Origin of the sequence: Kitasatospora sp. NPDC049285, from assembly GCF_040678815.1 — a bacterium.
Classification (GTDB): domain Bacteria; phylum Actinomycetota; class Actinomycetes; order Streptomycetales; family Streptomycetaceae; genus Kitasatospora.
In genome coordinates this window covers 65,728-82,800 of record NZ_JBFAQR010000031.1, presented here as the reverse complement: position 1 = coordinate 82,800, position 17,073 = coordinate 65,728, and the positions used below count along the sequence as shown (strand labels likewise).

At 73.6% G+C, this 17,073-nt stretch carries 17 protein-coding genes; 8 read left to right on the top strand and 9 right to left on the bottom strand.

Annotated elements, in window-relative coordinates; translation table 11 throughout:
* The 3 genes from AB0K51_RS20765 to AB0K51_RS20755 all read right to left on the bottom strand — a co-directional run.
* On the bottom strand, positions 1–1,152 hold a 1,152-nt coding region (locus AB0K51_RS20765; protein ID WP_363457423.1), incomplete at its 3' end, for a diguanylate cyclase.
* A gap of 169 nt (positions 1,153–1,321) precedes the next feature.
* Positions 1,322–2,383, bottom strand: coding sequence for an adenylate/guanylate cyclase domain-containing protein (locus AB0K51_RS20760; protein ID WP_363457411.1), 1,062 nt, complete (start codon positions 2,381–2,383; stop codon positions 1,322–1,324).
* Between the two features lie 207 nt (positions 2,384–2,590).
* Positions 2,591–3,448 carry a biotin--[acetyl-CoA-carboxylase] ligase gene (locus AB0K51_RS20755; protein WP_363457420.1) on the bottom strand — a complete coding sequence of 286 codons (858 nt, stop codon included), beginning with the start codon at positions 3,446–3,448 and terminating at the stop codon, positions 2,591–2,593.
* A 252-nt stretch (positions 3,449–3,700) separates the two neighbouring features.
* Between AB0K51_RS20755 and AB0K51_RS20750 the strand changes: the two genes are divergently transcribed.
* Both AB0K51_RS20750 and AB0K51_RS20745 read left to right on the top strand, forming a co-directional pair.
* Entirely contained in the window at positions 3,701–5,290 is a 1,590-nt protein-coding gene (locus AB0K51_RS20750) for an acyl-CoA carboxylase subunit beta (RefSeq protein WP_363457408.1), read from the top strand.
* Positions 5,291–5,307: 17 nt separating this feature from the next.
* Positions 5,308–5,511: an acyl-CoA carboxylase subunit epsilon gene (locus AB0K51_RS20745; RefSeq protein WP_363457406.1), complete on the top strand. Its 204-nt coding sequence runs from the start codon at positions 5,308–5,310 to the stop codon at positions 5,509–5,511.
* Between the two features lie 63 nt (positions 5,512–5,574).
* Here AB0K51_RS20745 and AB0K51_RS20740 read toward each other — a convergent pair whose 3' ends face one another.
* Entirely contained in the window at positions 5,575–5,979 is a 405-nt protein-coding gene (locus AB0K51_RS20740; protein ID WP_363457403.1) for a DoxX family protein, read from the bottom strand.
* 252 nt (positions 5,980–6,231) lie between these two features.
* On the opposite strand from AB0K51_RS20740, the gene AB0K51_RS20735 reads away from it, so the two are divergent.
* Together AB0K51_RS20735 and AB0K51_RS20730 are read left to right on the top strand one after the other, a co-directional pair.
* Positions 6,232–6,357 (top strand): hypothetical protein, encoded by a 126-nt coding sequence (locus AB0K51_RS20735; protein ID WP_363457400.1) that lies wholly within the window; start codon positions 6,232–6,234, stop codon positions 6,355–6,357.
* A gap of 18 nt (positions 6,358–6,375) precedes the next feature.
* Positions 6,376–6,987 carry a nucleoside triphosphate pyrophosphatase gene (locus tag AB0K51_RS20730; RefSeq protein WP_363457398.1) on the top strand — a complete coding sequence of 204 codons (612 nt, stop codon included), beginning with the start codon at positions 6,376–6,378 and terminating at the stop codon, positions 6,985–6,987.
* 7 nt (positions 6,988–6,994) lie between these two features.
* Here the strand turns inward: AB0K51_RS20730 and AB0K51_RS20725 are convergent, their stop codons facing one another.
* On the bottom strand, positions 6,995–7,507 hold the full coding sequence (locus tag AB0K51_RS20725) for a hypothetical protein (protein ID WP_363457396.1): 513 nt from the start codon (positions 7,505–7,507) through the stop codon (positions 6,995–6,997).
* A 496-nt stretch (positions 7,508–8,003) separates the two neighbouring features.
* On the opposite strand from AB0K51_RS20725, the gene AB0K51_RS20720 reads away from it, so the two are divergent.
* Both AB0K51_RS20720 and AB0K51_RS20715 read left to right on the top strand, forming a co-directional pair.
* A complete protein-coding gene (locus AB0K51_RS20720; protein ID WP_363457394.1) occupies positions 8,004–8,753 on the top strand; it encodes a hypothetical protein in 750 nt (249 codons plus the stop codon).
* 240 nt (positions 8,754–8,993) lie between these two features.
* On the top strand, positions 8,994–10,772 hold the full coding sequence (locus AB0K51_RS20715) for a biotin carboxylase N-terminal domain-containing protein (protein WP_363457392.1): 1,779 nt from the start codon (positions 8,994–8,996) through the stop codon (positions 10,770–10,772).
* A 56-nt stretch (positions 10,773–10,828) separates the two neighbouring features.
* On the opposite strand, the gene AB0K51_RS20710 is transcribed toward AB0K51_RS20715, so the two are convergent.
* From AB0K51_RS20710 to AB0K51_RS20695, 4 genes are all read right to left on the bottom strand, one after another.
* Complete coding sequence (locus AB0K51_RS20710) at positions 10,829–12,142, bottom strand: condensation domain-containing protein (RefSeq protein WP_363457390.1); 1,314 nt, start codon at positions 12,140–12,142, stop codon at positions 10,829–10,831.
* A 106-nt stretch (positions 12,143–12,248) separates the two neighbouring features.
* Positions 12,249–13,196, bottom strand: coding sequence for a DeoR/GlpR family DNA-binding transcription regulator (locus tag AB0K51_RS20705; RefSeq protein WP_363457387.1), 948 nt, complete (start codon positions 13,194–13,196; stop codon positions 12,249–12,251).
* Positions 13,197–13,357: 161 nt separating this feature from the next.
* The gene (locus tag AB0K51_RS20700; protein ID WP_363457384.1) at positions 13,358–14,821 is read right to left on the bottom strand and encodes an NAD(P)H-quinone dehydrogenase; all 1,464 of its coding nucleotides are present in this window, start codon (positions 14,819–14,821) and stop codon (positions 13,358–13,360) included.
* A gap of 44 nt (positions 14,822–14,865) precedes the next feature.
* A complete protein-coding gene (locus AB0K51_RS20695; RefSeq protein WP_363457381.1) occupies positions 14,866–15,402 on the bottom strand; it encodes a hypothetical protein in 537 nt (178 codons plus the stop codon).
* Between the two features lie 132 nt (positions 15,403–15,534).
* Here AB0K51_RS20695 and AB0K51_RS20690 point away from each other — a divergent pair, with 132 nt between their 5' ends.
* Positions 15,535–15,972 (top strand): gamma-glutamylcyclotransferase, encoded by a 438-nt coding sequence (locus AB0K51_RS20690; protein WP_363457378.1) that lies wholly within the window; start codon positions 15,535–15,537, stop codon positions 15,970–15,972.
* 132 nt (positions 15,973–16,104) lie between these two features.
* Entirely contained in the window at positions 16,105–16,935 is an 831-nt protein-coding gene (locus tag AB0K51_RS20685) for a purine-nucleoside phosphorylase (RefSeq protein ID WP_363457375.1), read from the top strand.
* Positions 16,936–17,073 lie beyond the last annotated feature (138 nt).

Genomic DNA, 17,073 nt, shown 5'->3' with positions numbered 1-17,073 from the left:
GGCGCCGCGGAAGCGGCGCCGGTCGCCGCCGGGGCGGGCGCCGCGGCGGCCGTCGGCGCGGTGGTGCGGGTCGGCGGCGTCGGCGAGCAGCACGGTGGGGTCGGGGGCGAAGCCGGGGCCGTGGCTGCGGCCGGCCACCACGGGGTGGGCGGCGCGGGAGGCCTTGGCCCGGTACTGGGCGGCGTCGGCGAGCCGGAAGAGGCGGTCGGGGGTGGTGACCGGGCCGATCGCGTCGCCGGTCGAGGCGATCCCGCAGGCGACGCCCTCACCGTCCGTCAGTTCCAGGGCGCGGGCGCAGAGTTCCTCGGCGACGGCGACCACCTCGTCGGCGGACTGGCCCTCCGCGAGCAGGCAGAACTCGTCGCCGCCGAGGCGCGCCGCCAGGCTGCCGGGGAGCTTGGCGGCGGACAGCGAGAGCTGGTGGGCGAACCGCTCCAGCAGCCGGTCGCCCATCTCGTGGCCGAGCTGGTCGTTGACCCGCTTCAGCCCGTTGACGTCGCAGACCACCAGGGAGACCACGGTGTGGTCCCGGGTGTGCGCGCGCAGCGCCTCGTCGAGGCGGGCGTCCACGGCGCGGCGGTTGGCCAGGCCGGTGAGCGCGTCGGTGAACGCGAGGCGGCGCAGGTCGGCGACCCGCTCGGTCTGGGCCAGGCCCGCGGAGACCTGGGCGGCCAGCAGCGTGGCGTACTCGGCGTCGGCGTCGGTGAACACCGGCATCCCGACCGCCCGGGCCAGGTACAGCTCGCCCCAGGCCTGGCCGTGCAGCACGATCGGCGCGACCAGGCAGCAGCCGCGTCCCCGCCGGCGCAGGCCGGCCGCCCGCTGCTGGCAGAAGGCGCCGGCGCCGGGGTGCTGGTGTCCGGTGTGCGGGGTGGAGTCCTCCGCGGTCTGGGTCCAGGCGCGGGGCAGCCGGCCGGTGGTCCAGTGCTCCTCCAGGTAGGTGACGATCTCCGGGAAGTCCGCCACCGGGTACGACTCGTCCTCCGGCAGCTCCTCCTCGCCGGGCGACAGCTCCCCGTGGTTGACCAGCACCCGCAGCCGGCCGGACTCCCGGTCCCACACCGACACCGCCGCCATGGTCGCCCCCAGCGCGGACACCGCCCGCGCCGCGGCGGCGCGCACCGCCTCCAGCGGGGTCAGCGCTCCCGCCATGTCCTGCGCCAGCTCGACCACCGCCTGCAGCCGGAGGTCCGGCGCGGCCGCCTCGAAGGAGGTCTCCTCGCTCATGGTCGCCTCGCTCACCGGTCGCCTCTCCTGCCCGCTGGTCCTTTCACCAGACTAGGAGGATTCCGGACGATTCAGGCGAAGGCAGGCGGACCGGTCAGACGCCGGAGGAGGTGGCCCGGGAGAGCAGCCAGGGTTCGACCAGGCCGAGGCCGCGGACCGGGCGGCGCCACATGGGTTGCAGGTGGAAGCGGTGGTCGGGGGCGGCGGGGGCCTCGGGGAGGCCCGCGGTGCCGTTCTGGTCGAGGGCGGCGGCGAGTTCGCCGTCGACCAGGACGGCGTCCTTGGGCGCGATCGAGGTGAGCCGGGAGGCGAGGTTGACGGTGGTGCCGAAGACGTCGCCCATCCGCGAGGTGACGGTGCCGAAGGCCATGCCGACCCGCAGGGCGGGCATGTTGTCCTCCTTGGCCAGGGTCTCGATCAGCGAGAGGGCGATCTCGGCGACGGTCGCCGGGTCCTCGGAGACGAACAGGATCTCGTCGCCCAGGGTCTTGACGACCCGTCCGCCCTGACCGGCGATCAGGTCGGAGCAGGTGTTCTCGAACCCCTCGACCAGCTCGCCGAGTTCCTCCTCCTCCAGGCGCCGGGAGAGCCGGGTGAAGCCGACCAGGTCGGCGAAGGCGACGGCGAGCCGGCCGGAGGTGACCTCGTGGTCCTCGGCGGCCGCGACGACCCGGCCGGTGACGGCGGCGAGCTGACGGCGCCACACGTAGACCAGGAACTGCTCCAGTTCGGGCAGCAGCAGCTCGACCAGCGGGTAGGCGACGTCGGAGCGGGTCATGCCGGGCTCGACGGGCTGGGTGAGGTTGTCGAGGAAGGTGTCCATCTGCCAGCCGGCCAGCCGCGCGGTGGTCTGGCCGGTGGAGCGGGCGACCTGGATCGCCATCGGCTCGCTGAGCAGCCCGGACTCGATCAGGCCGGCCAGCCGGCGCAGCGCGATCACGTCGTTGTCGGTGAGGGCGCGGGACTGGCCGATGTCGGGGAAGCCCATGGCGCGCCAGAACCGGGTGGCGAGGTCCATCGGCACCTCGGCGGCGCGGGCGGCCTGGTACGGGGTGTATCTGCGCGGTGCGTCGAGGATGAGCCGTTCCAGGTCGGCGGCGACGGTGTTCTCCTCCGTGCCGCCGTTGCCGGTCTTGGCGTCGCCGTTCTCTGTCACCGGTCCGTCCCCGTGCGGTCGCCGCACTTCGTCTCGTGCTCCTGCCTGTCCGGCTGCCGGTCCGGGCACGCGACCACCGCGGGGGTAGTGGCGAGCCTCACACCGCTGCCAGGTGGAATGTTCGCACGGAATCACGTAATCCGGGGCATCCGCCCATGACCCGGTCGACCGGTCCCGCAGGGTGAGACGTGCCGGGCCCGGGGCCGGTCAGGCCTGCGGGCGGACGTGCACCACGTCGCCCGCGGCGACCGGGTGGCGGGTGCCGTCGGGGGTGCGGACCACCAGTCGGCCGTCCGCGTCGATCGCCACCGCCTCGCCCACCAGTTCGCGCTCGCCCGGGAGTTGGACCCGCACCGGGCGGCCGAGGGTGGTGCAGCGGGCGGTGTAGGCGGGCAGCAGTCCGCTGGCGTGCGGGTCGCCGGCCGCGGCGGTCCACTCGCCGTACAGCTCGGCGAACTCGCGCAGCAGGGCGCGCAGCAGTGTCGCCCGGTCGGTGACCTCGGCGCCGGCCAGGGCCAGCGAGGCGGCGGTGGGGACCGGCAGTTCGGCCTCCCGCAGCGTGACGTTGAGGCCGAGTCCGGCGATCACCGCGCCGCCGCTGAGCTCGGTGAGGATGCCGCCGAGCTTGCGCTCCTCGCCGCCCACCTCGACCTGCAGGTCGTTGGGCCACTTCAGTCCGGTGCGCACCCCGGCGACCCGGTCGAGGGTGGCGGAGGCGGCGGTGCCGATCAGGATCGGCAGCCAGCCGTAGCGCTCCATCGGCACGCCCGTGGGGCGCAGCAGCACGGACAGGAAGAGTCCGGAGCGGGCGGGCGCGGACCACCGGCGGTCGAGTCGGCCGCGCCCGGAGTTCTGCGCCTCGGCGACCAGCACCGCGCCCTCGGGGGCGCCGTCCTTCGCCCGGGCGGCCAGGTCGCTGTTGGTCGAGCCGGTCTCGGCGACCACGTCGAGCGAGGTCCACAGCGACCCGGGGCGCAACAGGTCCAGCCGCAGCGCCGCCTCGTCCAGCGGTGGCCGGTCCAGGTCGGTCCACGGGGAGGGACCCCCGTGGCCGAAGCCACGCAGGCCGGAGCGACGGGGACGGGGGCTCTCGGGCTCGGTCACCCGGCCACCCTACGGCTTGCGGTCCTGCCCGCGAGGAAGGCCGCACGCCGCATCATCGTCCCGCAGAACGGGCAGTGACACGATGTGTCGATGGCCATAGCCGCCGAGCGCCGCGACGTGGCTACGCTACGGAGCGGTAGACCGCAGTGCCGCCCTGCCCAGCAACCCTCACGCGTCGGGCCAGCGGCCCAGGATGCAGGGAGAGCCCCCGGAATGACCGAGGCACCGCAGGACCCGCACACCACCGCCGGAAAGCTCGCCGACCTGCGCCGGCGCATCGACGAGGCGGTGCACTCCGGCTCGGCCGCGGCGGTGGAGAAGCAGCACGCCAAGGGCAAGCTGACGGCACGTGAGCGGATCTTGGAGCTGCTGGACGAGGACTCGTTCGTGGAGTTCGACGAGTTCGCCCGGCACCGCTCCACCAACTTCGGTCAGGAGAAGAACCGCCCGTACGGCGACGGCGTGGTGACCGGCTACGGCACCGTGGACGGCCGTCAGATCGCGGTCTTCGCCCAGGACTTCACCGTCTTCGGCGGCTCCCTCGGCGAGGTGTTCGGCGAGAAGATCGTCAAGGTGATGGACTTCGCGCTGAAGACCGGCTGCCCGATGATCGGCATCAACGACTCCGGCGGCGCCCGGATCCAGGAGGGCGTGGTCTCGCTCGGCCTGTACGGCGAGATCTTCCGCCGCAACGTGCACGCCTCCGGCGTGATCCCGCAGATCTCGCTGATCATGGGCCCGTGCGCGGGCGGCGCGGTGTACTCCCCCGCGGTCACCGACTTCGTGGTGATGGCCGACCAGACCTCGCACATGTTCATCACCGGCCCCGACGTGATCAAGACCGTCACCGGCGAGACCGTGGACATGGAGGAGCTGGGCGGCGCCCGCACCCACAACACCAAGTCCGGCAACGCGCACTACCTCGCCGCGGACGAGAAGGAGGCCATCGAGTACGTCAAGAGCCTGCTCTCGTACCTGCCCTCCAACAACCTCTCCGACCCGCCGGCCTACCCCGAGCAGGCCGACCTCGCGATCACCGACGAGGACCTGGAGCTGGACTCGATCGTCCCGGACTCCGCCAACCAGCCCTACGACATCCGCCGGGTCATCGAACACGTCCTGGACGAGGGCGAGTTCCTGGAGGTCCAGCCGCTGTACGCGGGCAACATCGTGATCGGCTTCGGCCGGGTCGAGGGCCACCCGGTCGGCGTGGTCGGCAACCAGCCGATGGACCTGGCCGGCTGCCTGGACATCGCCGCCAGCGAGAAGGCCGCCCGCTTCGTGCGCACCTGCGACGCGTTCAACATCCCGGTGCTCACCTTCGTCGACGTCCCCGGCTTCCTGCCCGGCACGGGCCAGGAGTGGGACGGCATCATCCGCCGCGGCGCCAAGCTGATCTTCGCCTACGCCGAGGCCACCGTCCCGCTGATCACCGTGATCACCCGCAAGGCCTTCGGCGGCGCGTACGACGTGATGGGCTCCAAGCACCTCGGCGCCGACCTCAACCTGGCCTGGCCGACCGCCCAGATCGCCGTCATGGGCGCCCAGGGCGCGGTCAACATCCTGCACCGCCGCGAGCTCGCCGCCGCCGAGGCCGAGGGCCGCGGCGAGGAGCGCCGCGCCGAGCTGCTCGCCTCCTACGAGGACACCCTGCTCAATCCCTACCTGGCCGCCGAACGCGGGTACGTGGACGCGGTCATCGCCCCCAGCGAGACCCGCCGCCACATCGTCCGCGGGCTGCGGGCGCTGCGCGGCAAGCGAGAGTCCCTGCCGCCGAAGAAGCACGGCAACATCCCGCTGTAGCAGAAGGGCACACACCCATGACACCCATTCAGGTGCTGCACGGACAGCCGACCCCCGAGGAGCTCGCCACCGTCCTGGCGGTGGTCCAGGCCCGGGCCGCCGCGAGCCGCAACACGGCGACCGCGAGCGGCCCGGCCACCACCTGGACCACCCACAGCCCCCGCCGCACCCTCCCCACCCCGGGCCCCACCGCCTGGCGAACCAGCCTCTGGCCGAGGTAGGGCAGCACCTCAGGTGGCAACACCCAGGGGCTCTGGGGGTACCCCCAGGGCCCCTGGAGGTGCCTACTTCTTGTCGAGCGCGAAACTTCCAGGACCGAGCGCGGCGATCAGCAGGAAGGCCCAGCAGAAGAGGACCGACGGCTCGCCGCCGTTCTGGAGCGGGAAGAGCGCGTGCTCCTGGTGGACGGTGAAGTAGGCGTAGGCCATCGAGCCGGAGGCGAGCAGCGCGGCCCAGCGCGTGCCCAGCCCGATCAGGACCAGGACGCCGCACACGAGTTGGATCACGGCGGCGTACCAGCCGGGCCAGTCGCCGGCCTTCAGGCTGCCGCCGCCGTGCGCGCCGCCGAGCACGCCGAACAGCGAGGCGGCGCCGTGGCAGGCGAAGAGCAGGCCGACCACCACGCGGTGGAGGGCGATGACGTGCGGGCGTACGCGTACCGCGGTGCCCGCGGTGACGAGTTGGGACATGGGTGATCTCCATCAGCCGGAACCAGTGGGGTGGTCAGTGCTGCGATGGTGCGTGCCCTGACCGTTGACGTGCCGTCAGGGATGGAGGGTCTCGGCGCCCCGCAACGCCGATCATGCACCCGACAAGTCAGTTGCTCTATTGCAGGGGCAACGGCACGCCGCGTCAAGACCGACCCGTGCCCGGCCGGAGAGCGCCGGGAGTGAGTACGGATACTCAGGCGCCGCGCCGAGCGGGCGTTGCAGGCTGGACGGGTGCTCTGGTCGGACCCCCGCGACGAACCGTCGCCCGAGGCGCGTGAGGTGCAGCAGCGGCTGCGCCGAACCGCGGTGGTGCTGGCGGTACTGGCGTTGCTGGCGGCGGCCCTGGTGCTGGTGTAGGCGGGCTAGGCTGGGCGCATGACCGCTCGCCGTCCGCTGGTTCTCGCGTCCGCCTCCCCCGCCCGGCTGGGCCTGCTGCGGCAGGCGGGGCTCGATCCGCAGGTGCGGGTGAGCGGGGTGGACGAGGACGCGCTGTCGGCGCCGACGCCGGGCGAGCTGGCGCTGGTGCTGGCGGTGGCGAAGGCCGAGAAGGTGGCGGGCGAGCTGGCCGCGGAGCCGGGCGAGCCGCCGCTGGTGGTGGGCTGCGACTCGGTGCTGGAGCTGGACGGGCAGGCGCTCGGCAAGCCCGCGGACCCGGCGGAGGCGCTGCTGCGCTGGCAGTCGATGCGGGGCCGCGCGGGCGTGCTGCGTACCGGCCACTGCGTGATCGACACCGCCACCGGACGGCAGGCGAAGGCGACGGCCTCCACCACCGTCCGGTTCGGCACGCCGGACGACGCCGAGGTCGCCGCGTACGTCGCCTCCGGCGAACCGCTGCACGTGGCCGGGGCGTTCACCCTGGACGGCCGGTCGGCGCCGTTCGTGGAGGGGATCGACGGCGACCCCGGGAACGTCATCGGACTCTCGCTGCCGCTGCTGCGCCGCCTGCTCGCCGAGCTGGACGTGCGCATCACCGACCTGTGGGTCTGACGGGCCGTCAGCCCGCCGCGGGCGCGTGCTTGGCCAGGTAGGCCTGGACGTCCGGCAGCGCGCCGTCCTTGAGCAGCGGGGCGCCGTGGTTGCCGCCGGGGTAGATCTTGACCTGCTTGTCCTCGGCGACCGAGGCGTCGTACAGGCTCTTCGCGTTGGCGTTGAACGGGGAGTCGAACTCCTCGGCGGCGAAGAAGCAGGGGATCTTCACCGACTTCACCGCGACCGCCGCGTTGAACTGGCTGTACGCCTCGGGCGAGCTGAGCGAGACCACGGCCCGGATCGGCAGCGGGCTGTCCAGCCGGGCGGCGACCAGCGAGCCGGCCGCGCCCTTGGAGGCGCCGACCAGCGCGATCGCGGTGACGCCCTTGCCCTTGAGGTAGCCGGCCGAGGCCTTGACCACCTCGGTGACGTCGCCCTCGGTGGTGGCGGCCAGCACCGCGTAGCCAGCCCTGGTGAAGGCGTCGAAGGTGGGCGCCCACTCGCAGAGCGAGCCGCCGAGCTGGTGCGAGAAGACCACGCCGACCTTGGCGCCGCCGGCGTCGGAGTCGCGGTAGTAGGCGTCCAGGCCGGTGCCGCCGGTGGTGCCGGCGTCGAGGGCGAAGGAGCCCCTTGGCGGCCTGGTCCGCGGTGAGGCAGCCGTAGGTCCTGGCGGCCGGGCTCGGCGAGCCGGGGGCCGGCCCGGCGGTGCCGGACCCGGAGCAGGCGGTGAGCAGCAGCGCGGACGCGGCCAGGGCCGCGGGCAGGATGGAGCGGTTCACGTTTCCCCCGTGAATCGTGTGGCGCGGTTGGTGGCTGCGACGGTAGGGACGGCCGCGATCACGGTCAATGGTCTGAACCAATCCGTTACGGCCGGAGCCGGAAGCGGCCGGGAAGCGGCAGCCCGGGTTCCGTTTGCGGGTGCGGATTCGGACAGAAGCGGGCCCGTACATCTGTCGCCCCGATCCAACCCGTCCTCCCCGGGCCGCCGTTAGGCTGGCGCAGCCGGAACGGAAAGGGGCGACGGGGAGCGGGAGATGACCGAAGGTGTGCTCAACGTCGTACTCGGTCTGATCGCCTCGGCGATCAGCGCCGGGCTGGGCTGGCTGGCGCAGTCGCTGCGGCGGCGGCGCAGGCTGGAGCGGCAGCGCGGGTTCTTCGGCCTGCCGGCCGGCGGCGAGGCCCTGCTGGTGGTCAACCGGCAGCCGGTGTCGACGAGTTCCAAGAGCGTGTCGCGCGAGGACGTGTACGCGCTGATGGAGCTGGCGGCGCTGGTCCGCGCGTGCGGGGCCCGGGCCGAGCTGACGGCCCATGACGAGGTGCGCCAGGGGCTGGGCGACAAGGCCGAGTTCTGCGTGGGCGGGCCGAGCAGCAACGAGCGGACCGCGGCGCACCTGGCGTCCTGGCTGCCGGGGGCGACGTTCGTCGCGCCGGCGGACGAGGCGGGCCACCGGGTGCCCACCCTGCTGGTCGGGGAGCGGGAGTTCGGCTACGCGCCGGCCGACCAGCAGCCCGGCGGGCGGGTGTTCGTGCTGCTGGCCCGGCTGCACGCCCGCCCGGGCAGCCGCCCGGTCTTCCTGATAGCCGGCCAGACCTCCACCTCCAACCACGCGGCGGTGCGCTACCTGGCGGCCAACCACCGGGCGCTGGCCCGGCGGCACGGCCGGGACGGCGCCTTCGCGCTGGTGCTGCGGGTGGTCAACTCGCAGGCGTACGGCGCGGACGTGGTCGAACTGGCGGCCGACGTCTCGGCCGCCGCGGCGACCGCCCGACCGGAGGCGAGCTGACCCTGTGGGCCTGACGGAGTGACAGCTGGGACCGGTGTGGCGAAGGCCACCCGTTCCCGCCCAAGTCCGCACGGAGCGGCAAAGCCGCAGCCCGCGGGGCCCGCACCTGCGGCGTCGAGCGGTCCCCGAGCACCGCTCGGGGCGCCTCACGCAGCGTGTGAGCACGCTCACCACCAGGGACTACTCGCCGGTAGGACCTTCCAATCCCTAGACTCAACGAGGTTCAAGAAGGGAGCCACAGTGCGCAAGGTGCTCATCGCCAACCGCGGAGAAATCGCCGTCCGCGTCGCCCGGGCCTGCCGAGATGCCGGTATCGCCAGCGTCGCCGTGTACGCCGAGCCGGACCGGGACGCGCTGCACGTCCGCGCGGCCGACGAGGCGTACGCGCTCGGCGGCGACACCCCCGCGACCAGCTACCTGGACATCGCCAAGGTGCTGAAGGCCGCCGCCGACTCCGGCGCGGACGCGGTCCACCCCGGCTACGGCTTCCTGTCGGAGAACGCCGACTTCGCCCAGGCCGTCCTCGACGCCGGCCTGATCTGGATCGGCCCGCCGCCGCAGGCCATCCGCGACCTCGGTGACAAGGTCACCGCCCGGCACGTCGCCCAGCGCGCCGGCGCCCCGCTGGTCGCCGGCACCGCCGACCCGGTCTCGGGCGCCGACGAGGTCGTCGCCTTCGCCGAGGAGCACGGCCTGCCGGTCGCCATCAAGGCGGCGTTCGGCGGCGGCGGCCGCGGCCTGAAGGTCGCCCGCACGCTGGAGGAGATCCCCGAGCTGTACGAGTCGGCGGTCCGCGAGGCCGTCGCCGCGTTCGGCCGCGGCGAGTGCTTCGTCGAGCAGTACCTCGACAAGCCGCGCCACGTGGAGACCCAGTGCCTGGCCGACCAGCACGGCAACGTGGTGATCGTCTCGACCCGTGACTGCTCGCTGCAGCGCCGCCACCAGAAGCTGGTCGAGGAGGCCCCCGCGCCGTTCCTCACCGCCGAGCAGAACGCCGAGCTGTACCGGGCGTCCAAGGCGATCCTGCGCGAGGCCGGCTACGTCGGCGCGGGCACCTGCGAGTTCCTGGTCTCCCAGGACGGCCTGATCTCCTTCCTGGAGGTCAACACCCGCCTGCAGGTCGAGCACCCGGTCTCCGAGGAGGTCACCGGCATCGACCTGGTCCGCGAGATGTTCCGGATCGCCGACGGCGAGGAGCTCGGCTACGACGACCCGGAGATCCGCGGCCACTCCATCGAGTTCCGGATCAACGGCGAGGACCCGGGCCGCAACTTCCTGCCCGCCCCCGGCACGGTGACCCTGTTCGCCCCGCCGTCCGGCCCGGGCGTGCGGCTGGACGCGGGCGTCGAGTCCGGCTCGGTGATCGGCCCCGCCTGGGACTCGCTGCTGGCCAAGCTGATCGTCACCGGCGCCGACCGCAAGCAGGCCCTGCAGCGGGCCAAGCGGGCGCTGGAGGAGTTCAAGGTGGAGGGCATGGCCACCGCCATCCCGTTCCACCAGGCCGTGGTCACCGACGCCGCGTTCGCCCCCGAGGTGCACGGCTCCTCGGAACCGTTCCGCGTCTTCACCCGGTGGATCGAGACCGAGTTCGACAACACCATCCCCGCCTTCGCCGGCGCGGGCGGCGAGGGCGAGGAGCCCGAGGGCCGGGAGACCGTGGTGGTCGAGGTCGGCGGCAAGCGGATCGAGGTCTCGCTGCCCTCCTCGCTCGGCGTCGCGGCCGCTCCGGCGGCCGGCGCGGCCGGTGCGGGCAAGGCCAAGCGGCGGGTCGGCGCGAAGAAGGCCGCCTCGGCGGTCTCCGGCGACACCCTCGCCTCGCCGATGCAGGGCACCATCGTCAAGGTCGCCGTGCAGGAGGGCCAGACCGTGGCCGAGGGCGACTTGATCGTCGTCCTGGAGGCCATGAAGATGGAGCAGCCGCTCAACGCCCACAAGGCCGGCACCGTCGTCGGCCTGAAGGCCGAGGTCGGCCAGTCCGTCTCCAGCGGCGCCGCGCTCTGCGAGATCAAGGACGTCTGACCCACCGTCACGACACGTCGAAGGGCTCCCGGTCCCCGGACCGGGAGCCCTTCCGGCTATTCGGCCGCCTGCAGCACCAACTGCTCGATGCCGCGCAGGAACCCGGCCATCTGCGCCCGGTCCAGCAGCGCGCCGTCCGCGGTCATCGACAGCTGCACCGCGCCGGGCACCGCGTTGACGTCCACCGCCATCGACACCCCGGGGCGCGCCGGGAACTCCGCCGGGAAGGTCAACTCGCTCTCCCCGGACGGCTCCTGGACCGTGCCGTCGGGCATCAGCGCGGCCAGCGGGTCGCGGGTGTCGTTCCAGAACACCGAGTGGTCGGCCAACTCCACGCCCGAGGACCGCAGTTCGTCCAGGTCGGCGTCGAGCCGCGGCTTCACGTAGCCGGCGTGCCGGTAGGCGCTGAACGCCGGGCCGTGGCTGCGGCGCACCGTCTCGGCGAACTCCCCGGCGAGCTCCGGCAGGTGGAACAGGCCCTCCTGGGCGAGGGTGGTGACGGCGTCGGCGGACTGCTCGGTGAACCGGTTGCCGACCACCACCTGGAACAGCACCTCGTCCTGCCCGCTGAGCCGGCCCAGTTCGGTGGCGGCGGCGGCCAGCAGCAGGGTGGCGTCGCTGGTGCGCAGCCGGGCCGCGGCCAGCGGCAGGGCTCTGGCCAGCGCCGGGGAGCGCAGCACCGCGAACGGGAAGCGCCGCTCCGGGTCCGGTTCTCCGGGCGGGCGGGGCAGCAGGACCCGCGGGCCCGTGGTGAGCTTGTCCCGCCAGTGCCGGCGGGCGGCGGCGTCCTTGCGGCGGCCGCGCGGGGAGTCCTGTTCGGCGGCCTCGTCCAGCGGCTGGGCGAAGGCCCGCTCCGCGCGCAGGTCGTCGGCGCTGCGCCCGCCGGCCAGCAGGGTCAGGTCGCGCACCAGCCGGCGCATCCCCCAGCCGTCGGCGGCGGTGTGCGAGAGCACCAGCACCGTGTGCCGGACCAGGCCGCCGTGTACCACCAGGCCGATCCGCAGCGGCCAGTCCCGGGCCTGGTCGAACGGCCGCGCGGCGTAGTCGGCGAGCAGCTCGGCGGCGGCCTCGGCGGCCTGCTCGGGCCCGTCGCGGTGCAGCACGGCGACCGGCAGGACGCCGTCCGGGTCGAGCAGTTGGACCGGCTCGCCGTCCTGGACGACCAGCCGGGTGCGCAGTGCGTCGTGCAGGTGCAGCAGTTCGGTGAAGGCGCGCAGCACCTCGTCCACCGGCAGCCCGGGGTCGACCGGAGCGGCCAGCCTGAGGTTGTAGCGGGGTGCCTCGGGGCCGAGCCGGACCAGGGCGGTGTGGATCGCCCGCTGTCCCCAGGTCGCGGGGCCGCGACCGCCGCGGGCCCCACTGATCGTCAATTCCCTTGTCTGGTCGATCGTTTCGCGCGAAGCGTCCATGGGGAGCGACGCTACAAGCGGCGACCGGCGGGCGGCCAGGGGTCGGTGGCCGCCGGGCCGGAACCGGTCAGCGGATCCGCTCGGCGAGCCGGGTGGGCGGCAGGGCGCCGTGCGGGGCGGGGCGGCGCTGTCCGGGCAGCGGGGCGCCGGGGGCGAGGCCGGGCGGCGGCACCGGCCGCCGCGGCACCGCGGGGACGGCGGGCTGCGGCGTCGGCGGGGCCTCGGTCGGCAGGCCGAGCGGGGCGACGGAGATCTGCACCCCGCAGTCGGCCAGCGCGTCCAGCTCCCGGGCGGTGGGGTCCTCGGCGGCGGCGTGCTCGTCGGTGACCAGCCGGGTGATCGCCTCGGTGGCGACGGTCTGGAACATGCTGTCCGCACCGAGCTTGGTGTGGTCGGCGAGCACGATCACCTCCGCCGCCGCCTGCACCAGCGCCCGGTCGACGCTGGCCGAGAGCATGTTGGCGGTGGACAGGCCGCGCTCCGCGGTCAGGCCGCTGCCGGAGATGAAGGCCTTGGTGACCCGCAGCCCGGACAGCGACTGCTCCGCGCCGCTGCCCACCAGCGCGTAGTTGGAGCCGCGCAGGGTGCCACCGGTCATCACCACCTCCACCCGGTTGGCGTGGGCCAGCGCCTGGGCGACCAGCAGCGAGTTGGTGACCACGGTCAGCCCGGGCACCCGGGCCAGGCGCCGGGCCAGCTCCTGGGTGGTGGTGCCGGCGCCGACCACGATGGCGTCGCCCTCCTCGACCAGGCCCGCGGCGAGATCGGCGATGGCGCTCTTCTCGGCGGCGGCGAGGTGGGTCTTCTGCGGATAGCCGGGCTCCCGGCTGAAGCCGCCGGGCAGCACCGCACCGCCGTGGCGGCGGTCGAGCAGCCCTTCGGCCTCCAGCGCCCGGACGTCCCGGCGGACGGTGACTTCGGAGGTCTGGACGACGCGGGCCAGCTCTCGGAGCGACACGGCTCCGTTGGCGCGCACCATCTCGAGGATCAACTGGCGACGTTCTGCTGCAAACACAGGACCGACGGTAACCTGAGTGACCGTCTGCTTTCAGGCGTTTGCACCTGGTAACGGGATTTGCTCACCCGGGAGCGGCGCACGACCGTACAATGCGCGCTCCGCCGCCCGGGTGAGCCGCGCGGCGTGCGCCCGGCTCGGCCCGGAGGGTTGACGCGCCGTCAGGAGGTCGCGCCCTCGCGCTTGCGGATGTGCAGCTGGCGGGCGGCCTCGGCGGTGGAGCCGGAGAGCGAGGGGTACACGGTGAAAGCGCTCGCGACCTGCTCGACGGTCAGGTTGTTGTCCACCGCCAGCGAGATCGAGTGGATCAGCTCGGAGGCCCGCGGGGCGACCACCACACCGCCGACCACGATGCCGGTGCCGGGGCGGGCGAAGAGCTTCACGAAGCCGTCCCGGATGCCCTGCATCTTGGCCCGCGGGTTTCCGCGCAGCGGGAGCTTGATCTCGACGGCGTCCATCTTCCCGCCGGAGACGTCCGCGGCGGTGTAGCCGACGGTGGCGATCTCCGGGTCGGTGAAGACGTTGGAGGCCACGGTCTTCAGGTTCAGCGGCTGCACCGCGTCGCCGAGCGCGTGGTACATGGCGATCCGGCCCTGCATCGCGGCGACCGAGGCGAGCATGAAGACGCCGGTGCAGTCGCCGGCCGCGTACACGCCGGGGGCGGAGGTGCGGGAGACCCGGTCGACCTTGATCTGGCCCCAGTCGTTGGTCTTCACCCCGGCCTCCTCCAGGCCGAGGTCGGCGGTGTTGGGGATCGAGCCGACCGCCATCAGGCAGTGCGTGCCGGTGATCACCTTGCCGTCCGCCAGCGTCACCTCGACGCGGTCGCCGATGCGCTTGGCGCTCTCCGCGCGGGAGCGGCCCATCACGTTCATGCCGCGGCGGCGGAAGACGTCCTCCAGCACCTCGGCGGCGTCCGGGTCCTCGCCGGGCAGCACCCGGTCGCGCGAGGAGACCAGGGTGACGTTGGATCCGAGCGCCTGGTAGGCGCCGGCGAACTCGGCGCCGGTGACGCCGGAGCCGACCACGATCAGGTCGCGCGGCAGCTCCTCCAGGTCGTACACCTGGGTCCAGGTCAGGATCCGCTCGCCGTCCGGCTGGGCGTCGGGCAGCTCGCGCGGGCGGACGCCGGTGGCGATCAGCACCGCGTCGGCGCGCAGCGACTCCACGGTGCCGTCGGCGTGCTCGACCAGCACCTCGCGGGAGCCGTCGATCGCCTGGCCGCCGGTGCCGAGCCGGCCGCGGCCGCGCAGCACGGTGACCCCGGCGCGGGTGACCGCCTGGGTGATGTCGTGGGACTGCGCGATCGCGAGGCGCTTGACCCGTCGGTTGACCTTGCCGAGGTCCACGCCGACCACCCGGGCCTGCCGCTCCAGCGGCGGGGTGTCGTCGGCGACGATGATGCCCAGCTCCTCGTACGAGCTGTCGAAGGTGGTCATCACCTCTGCAGTGGCGATCAGCGTCTTCGACGGCACGCAGTCGGTCAGCACCGCCGATCCGCCCAGACCGTCGCGGTCGACGACGGTCACCTCCGCACCGAGCTGGGCGGCCACCAGGGCCGCCTCGTATCCGCCGGGTCCGCCACCGATGATCACGATCCGAGTCACGTCGCCATTCTCCCGCATGCCGGAACCGAAACCGCGCCGGGGCCGTTGCTGTCGGCCGTCCCTCACCCCGTCTGCCGGATCGACGCCGCGACCAGCACCCCGTTCGCCACCGTGTAGGTGCCCTCGTAGATCTTCACCGTGCCGTCGGTCTGGGTCGCGTAGATCGTCGCCCGCACCTGCGAGGAGCCGAACTCGCTGACCGTGCCGAGGCTGATGCTCGCGGTGGTGGCGTACCCGGCCACCCAGCCCGCGTAGTTGTTCCCGCCGATGTTCCGGCCGCCGAGCGCCCAGGCCGCGGCGTAGTCGTGGTTGGTGATGTCCTGGTAGTACTGCTCGACCACGGCGGCGGCGTTGGTGAAGCCGGGCGCGGTGGCGGCGGGGGTGGTGGGTCTGGTGACGGTGACGGTCGGGTTGGGCGTCACGGTGACCGTCGGGGTGGGCGTCGGAGTGACCGTCACCGTCGGGGTCGCCGCCGCGGTCACGGTGACCGCGGACGGCGAGCCGCCGGCGCCCGCGCCGGTGGTGGCGGTCGATCCGCAGCCGACGACGACCGCCAGCAATAAGGCCGGGACTGCTGCCGCGGCCGGTGGAACACGCATCGCGGGGCTCCCCTCGGAGCGCACCCCTCCCCCGTCCCGGCACGTCGCCGCAGGGTGAGACCCTGCTTCCACGGTAGGCCCGCCCGGGGTGCGGAGGCCTGGCGGGCGGGTCCGCTCCCGTAGGCTGGCGGCATGTCGCTCTACGCCGCCTACGCCACCAACCTCGACGCCCGGCAGATGAGCCGCCGCGCCCCGCACTCCCCGCTGCGCGGCACCGGCTGGCTGGCCGGCTGGCGGCTCACCTTCGGCGGCGAACAGCTGGGCTGGGAGGGCTCGTTGGCCACCGTGGTGGAGGACGAGAAGGAGCAGGTCTTCGTCTCGCTGTACGACGTGGCGCCGATGGACCAGGACGGCCTGGACCGCTGGGAGGGCGTGCAGCTCGGCATCTACCGCAAGGTCCGGCTGCGCGCGCAGACCCTGGACGGCGAGGTCCCGGTCTGGACGTACGTGCTCAACGACTACGAGGGCGGGCTGCCCGCCGCCCGCTACCTCGGGCTGATCGCGGACGCCGCGGAGAGCGCCGGCGCACCCGACGACTACGTGCTGGACCTGCGCCGCCGCCCCTGCTGACTGGCGCATCCTCCGAACGGCACGCCGAACGACGGGACGAATGCTGTCGTTCTACGCAATCCGGGTAACGATCCGACATGGCTTGGGCGGGGTGTCTACGCGCGTAGGCCTATTTGACCTATCCTCGACCACGTGAACGCATCTCCTCAGTCGGTCGTCTCCGCCGACCCCTACGCCGCCGCCCGGGCCGCCGCCGACCGGCTGCGCGAACTCACCGGCGCCGAGCGCCACGACGTCGCCCTGGTCATGGGCTCCGGCTGGGTGCCGGCCGCCGACGCCCTCGGCGAGACGCTGGCCGAGTTCCCGGTCACCGAACTGCCCGGCTTCCCCGCGCCCGCGGTGGCCGGCCACGCGGGCACGATCCGCTCGGTGCGCATCCCCGGTGAGGGCGAGCGCCGCGCCCTGGTCTTCCTCGGCCGCAACCACTACTACGAGGGCCACGGCGTGGCGACCGTGGTGCACGGCGTGCGCACCGCCGCCGCGGCGGGCTGCCGGACCATCGTGCTGACCAACGGCTGCGGCGGCCTCCGCGAGGGCTGGGTCCCCGGTCAGCCGGTGCTGATCAGCGACCACATCAACCTGACCGCGGACTCCCCGATCGTCGGCGCCAACTTCGTCGACCTCACCGACCTGTACTCCAAGCGGCTGCGCGAGCTCTGCCGCGAGATCGACCCGTCCCTCGACGAGGCGGTCTACGTGCAGTTCCGCGGCCCGCACTACGAGACCCCGGCCGAGGTCCACATGGCCCGGGTGATCGGCGGCGAGCTGGTCGGCATGTCCACCACCCTGGAGGCCATCGCCGCCCGCGAGGCCGGCGCCGAGGTGCTCGGCATCTCGCTGGTCACCAACCTGGCCGCGGGCATCACCGGCGAGCCGCTCAACCACGCCGAGGTGCTGGAGGCCGGCAAGGCCTCCGCCGAGCGGATGGGCGCGCTGCTGGCGAAGGTCCTGGAACGGATCTGACGACCCGTCGCCGGGGGCGGCGGCCCGACGCCGCAGCCACCTGACGCAGAATCAGGGATCCGGCGGTGCCGACCCGGAGGGACCGACCGCCCGTGCGCCGAAGGACGCCCGGGCGGCTCGCGCCGTCCTCCGCCGACG

Bases quoted from the DNA above. Each gene is read 5' to 3' on its own strand.
- AB0K51_RS20745 (WP_363457406.1), top strand. From the start codon at position 5,308: ATGACACCCATTCAGGTGCTGCACGGACAGCCGACCCCCGAGGAGCTC.
- AB0K51_RS20700 (WP_363457384.1), bottom strand. From the start codon at position 14,821: ATGCGGGAGAATGGCGACGTGACTCGGATCGTGATCATCGGTGGCGGA.
- AB0K51_RS20695 (WP_363457381.1), bottom strand. From the start codon at position 15,402: ATGCGTGTTCCACCGGCCGCGGCAGCAGTCCCGGCCTTATTGCTGGCG.
- AB0K51_RS20740 (WP_363457403.1), bottom strand. From the start codon at position 5,979: ATGTCCCAACTCGTCACCGCGGGCACCGCGGTACGCGTACGCCCGCAC.
- AB0K51_RS20730 (WP_363457398.1), top strand. From the start codon at position 6,376: ATGACCGCTCGCCGTCCGCTGGTTCTCGCGTCCGCCTCCCCCGCCCGG.
- AB0K51_RS20720 (WP_363457394.1), top strand. From the start codon at position 8,004: ATGACCGAAGGTGTGCTCAACGTCGTACTCGGTCTGATCGCCTCGGCG.
- AB0K51_RS20750 (WP_363457408.1), top strand. From the start codon at position 3,701: ATGACCGAGGCACCGCAGGACCCGCACACCACCGCCGGAAAGCTCGCC.
- AB0K51_RS20690 (WP_363457378.1), top strand. From the start codon at position 15,535: ATGTCGCTCTACGCCGCCTACGCCACCAACCTCGACGCCCGGCAGATG.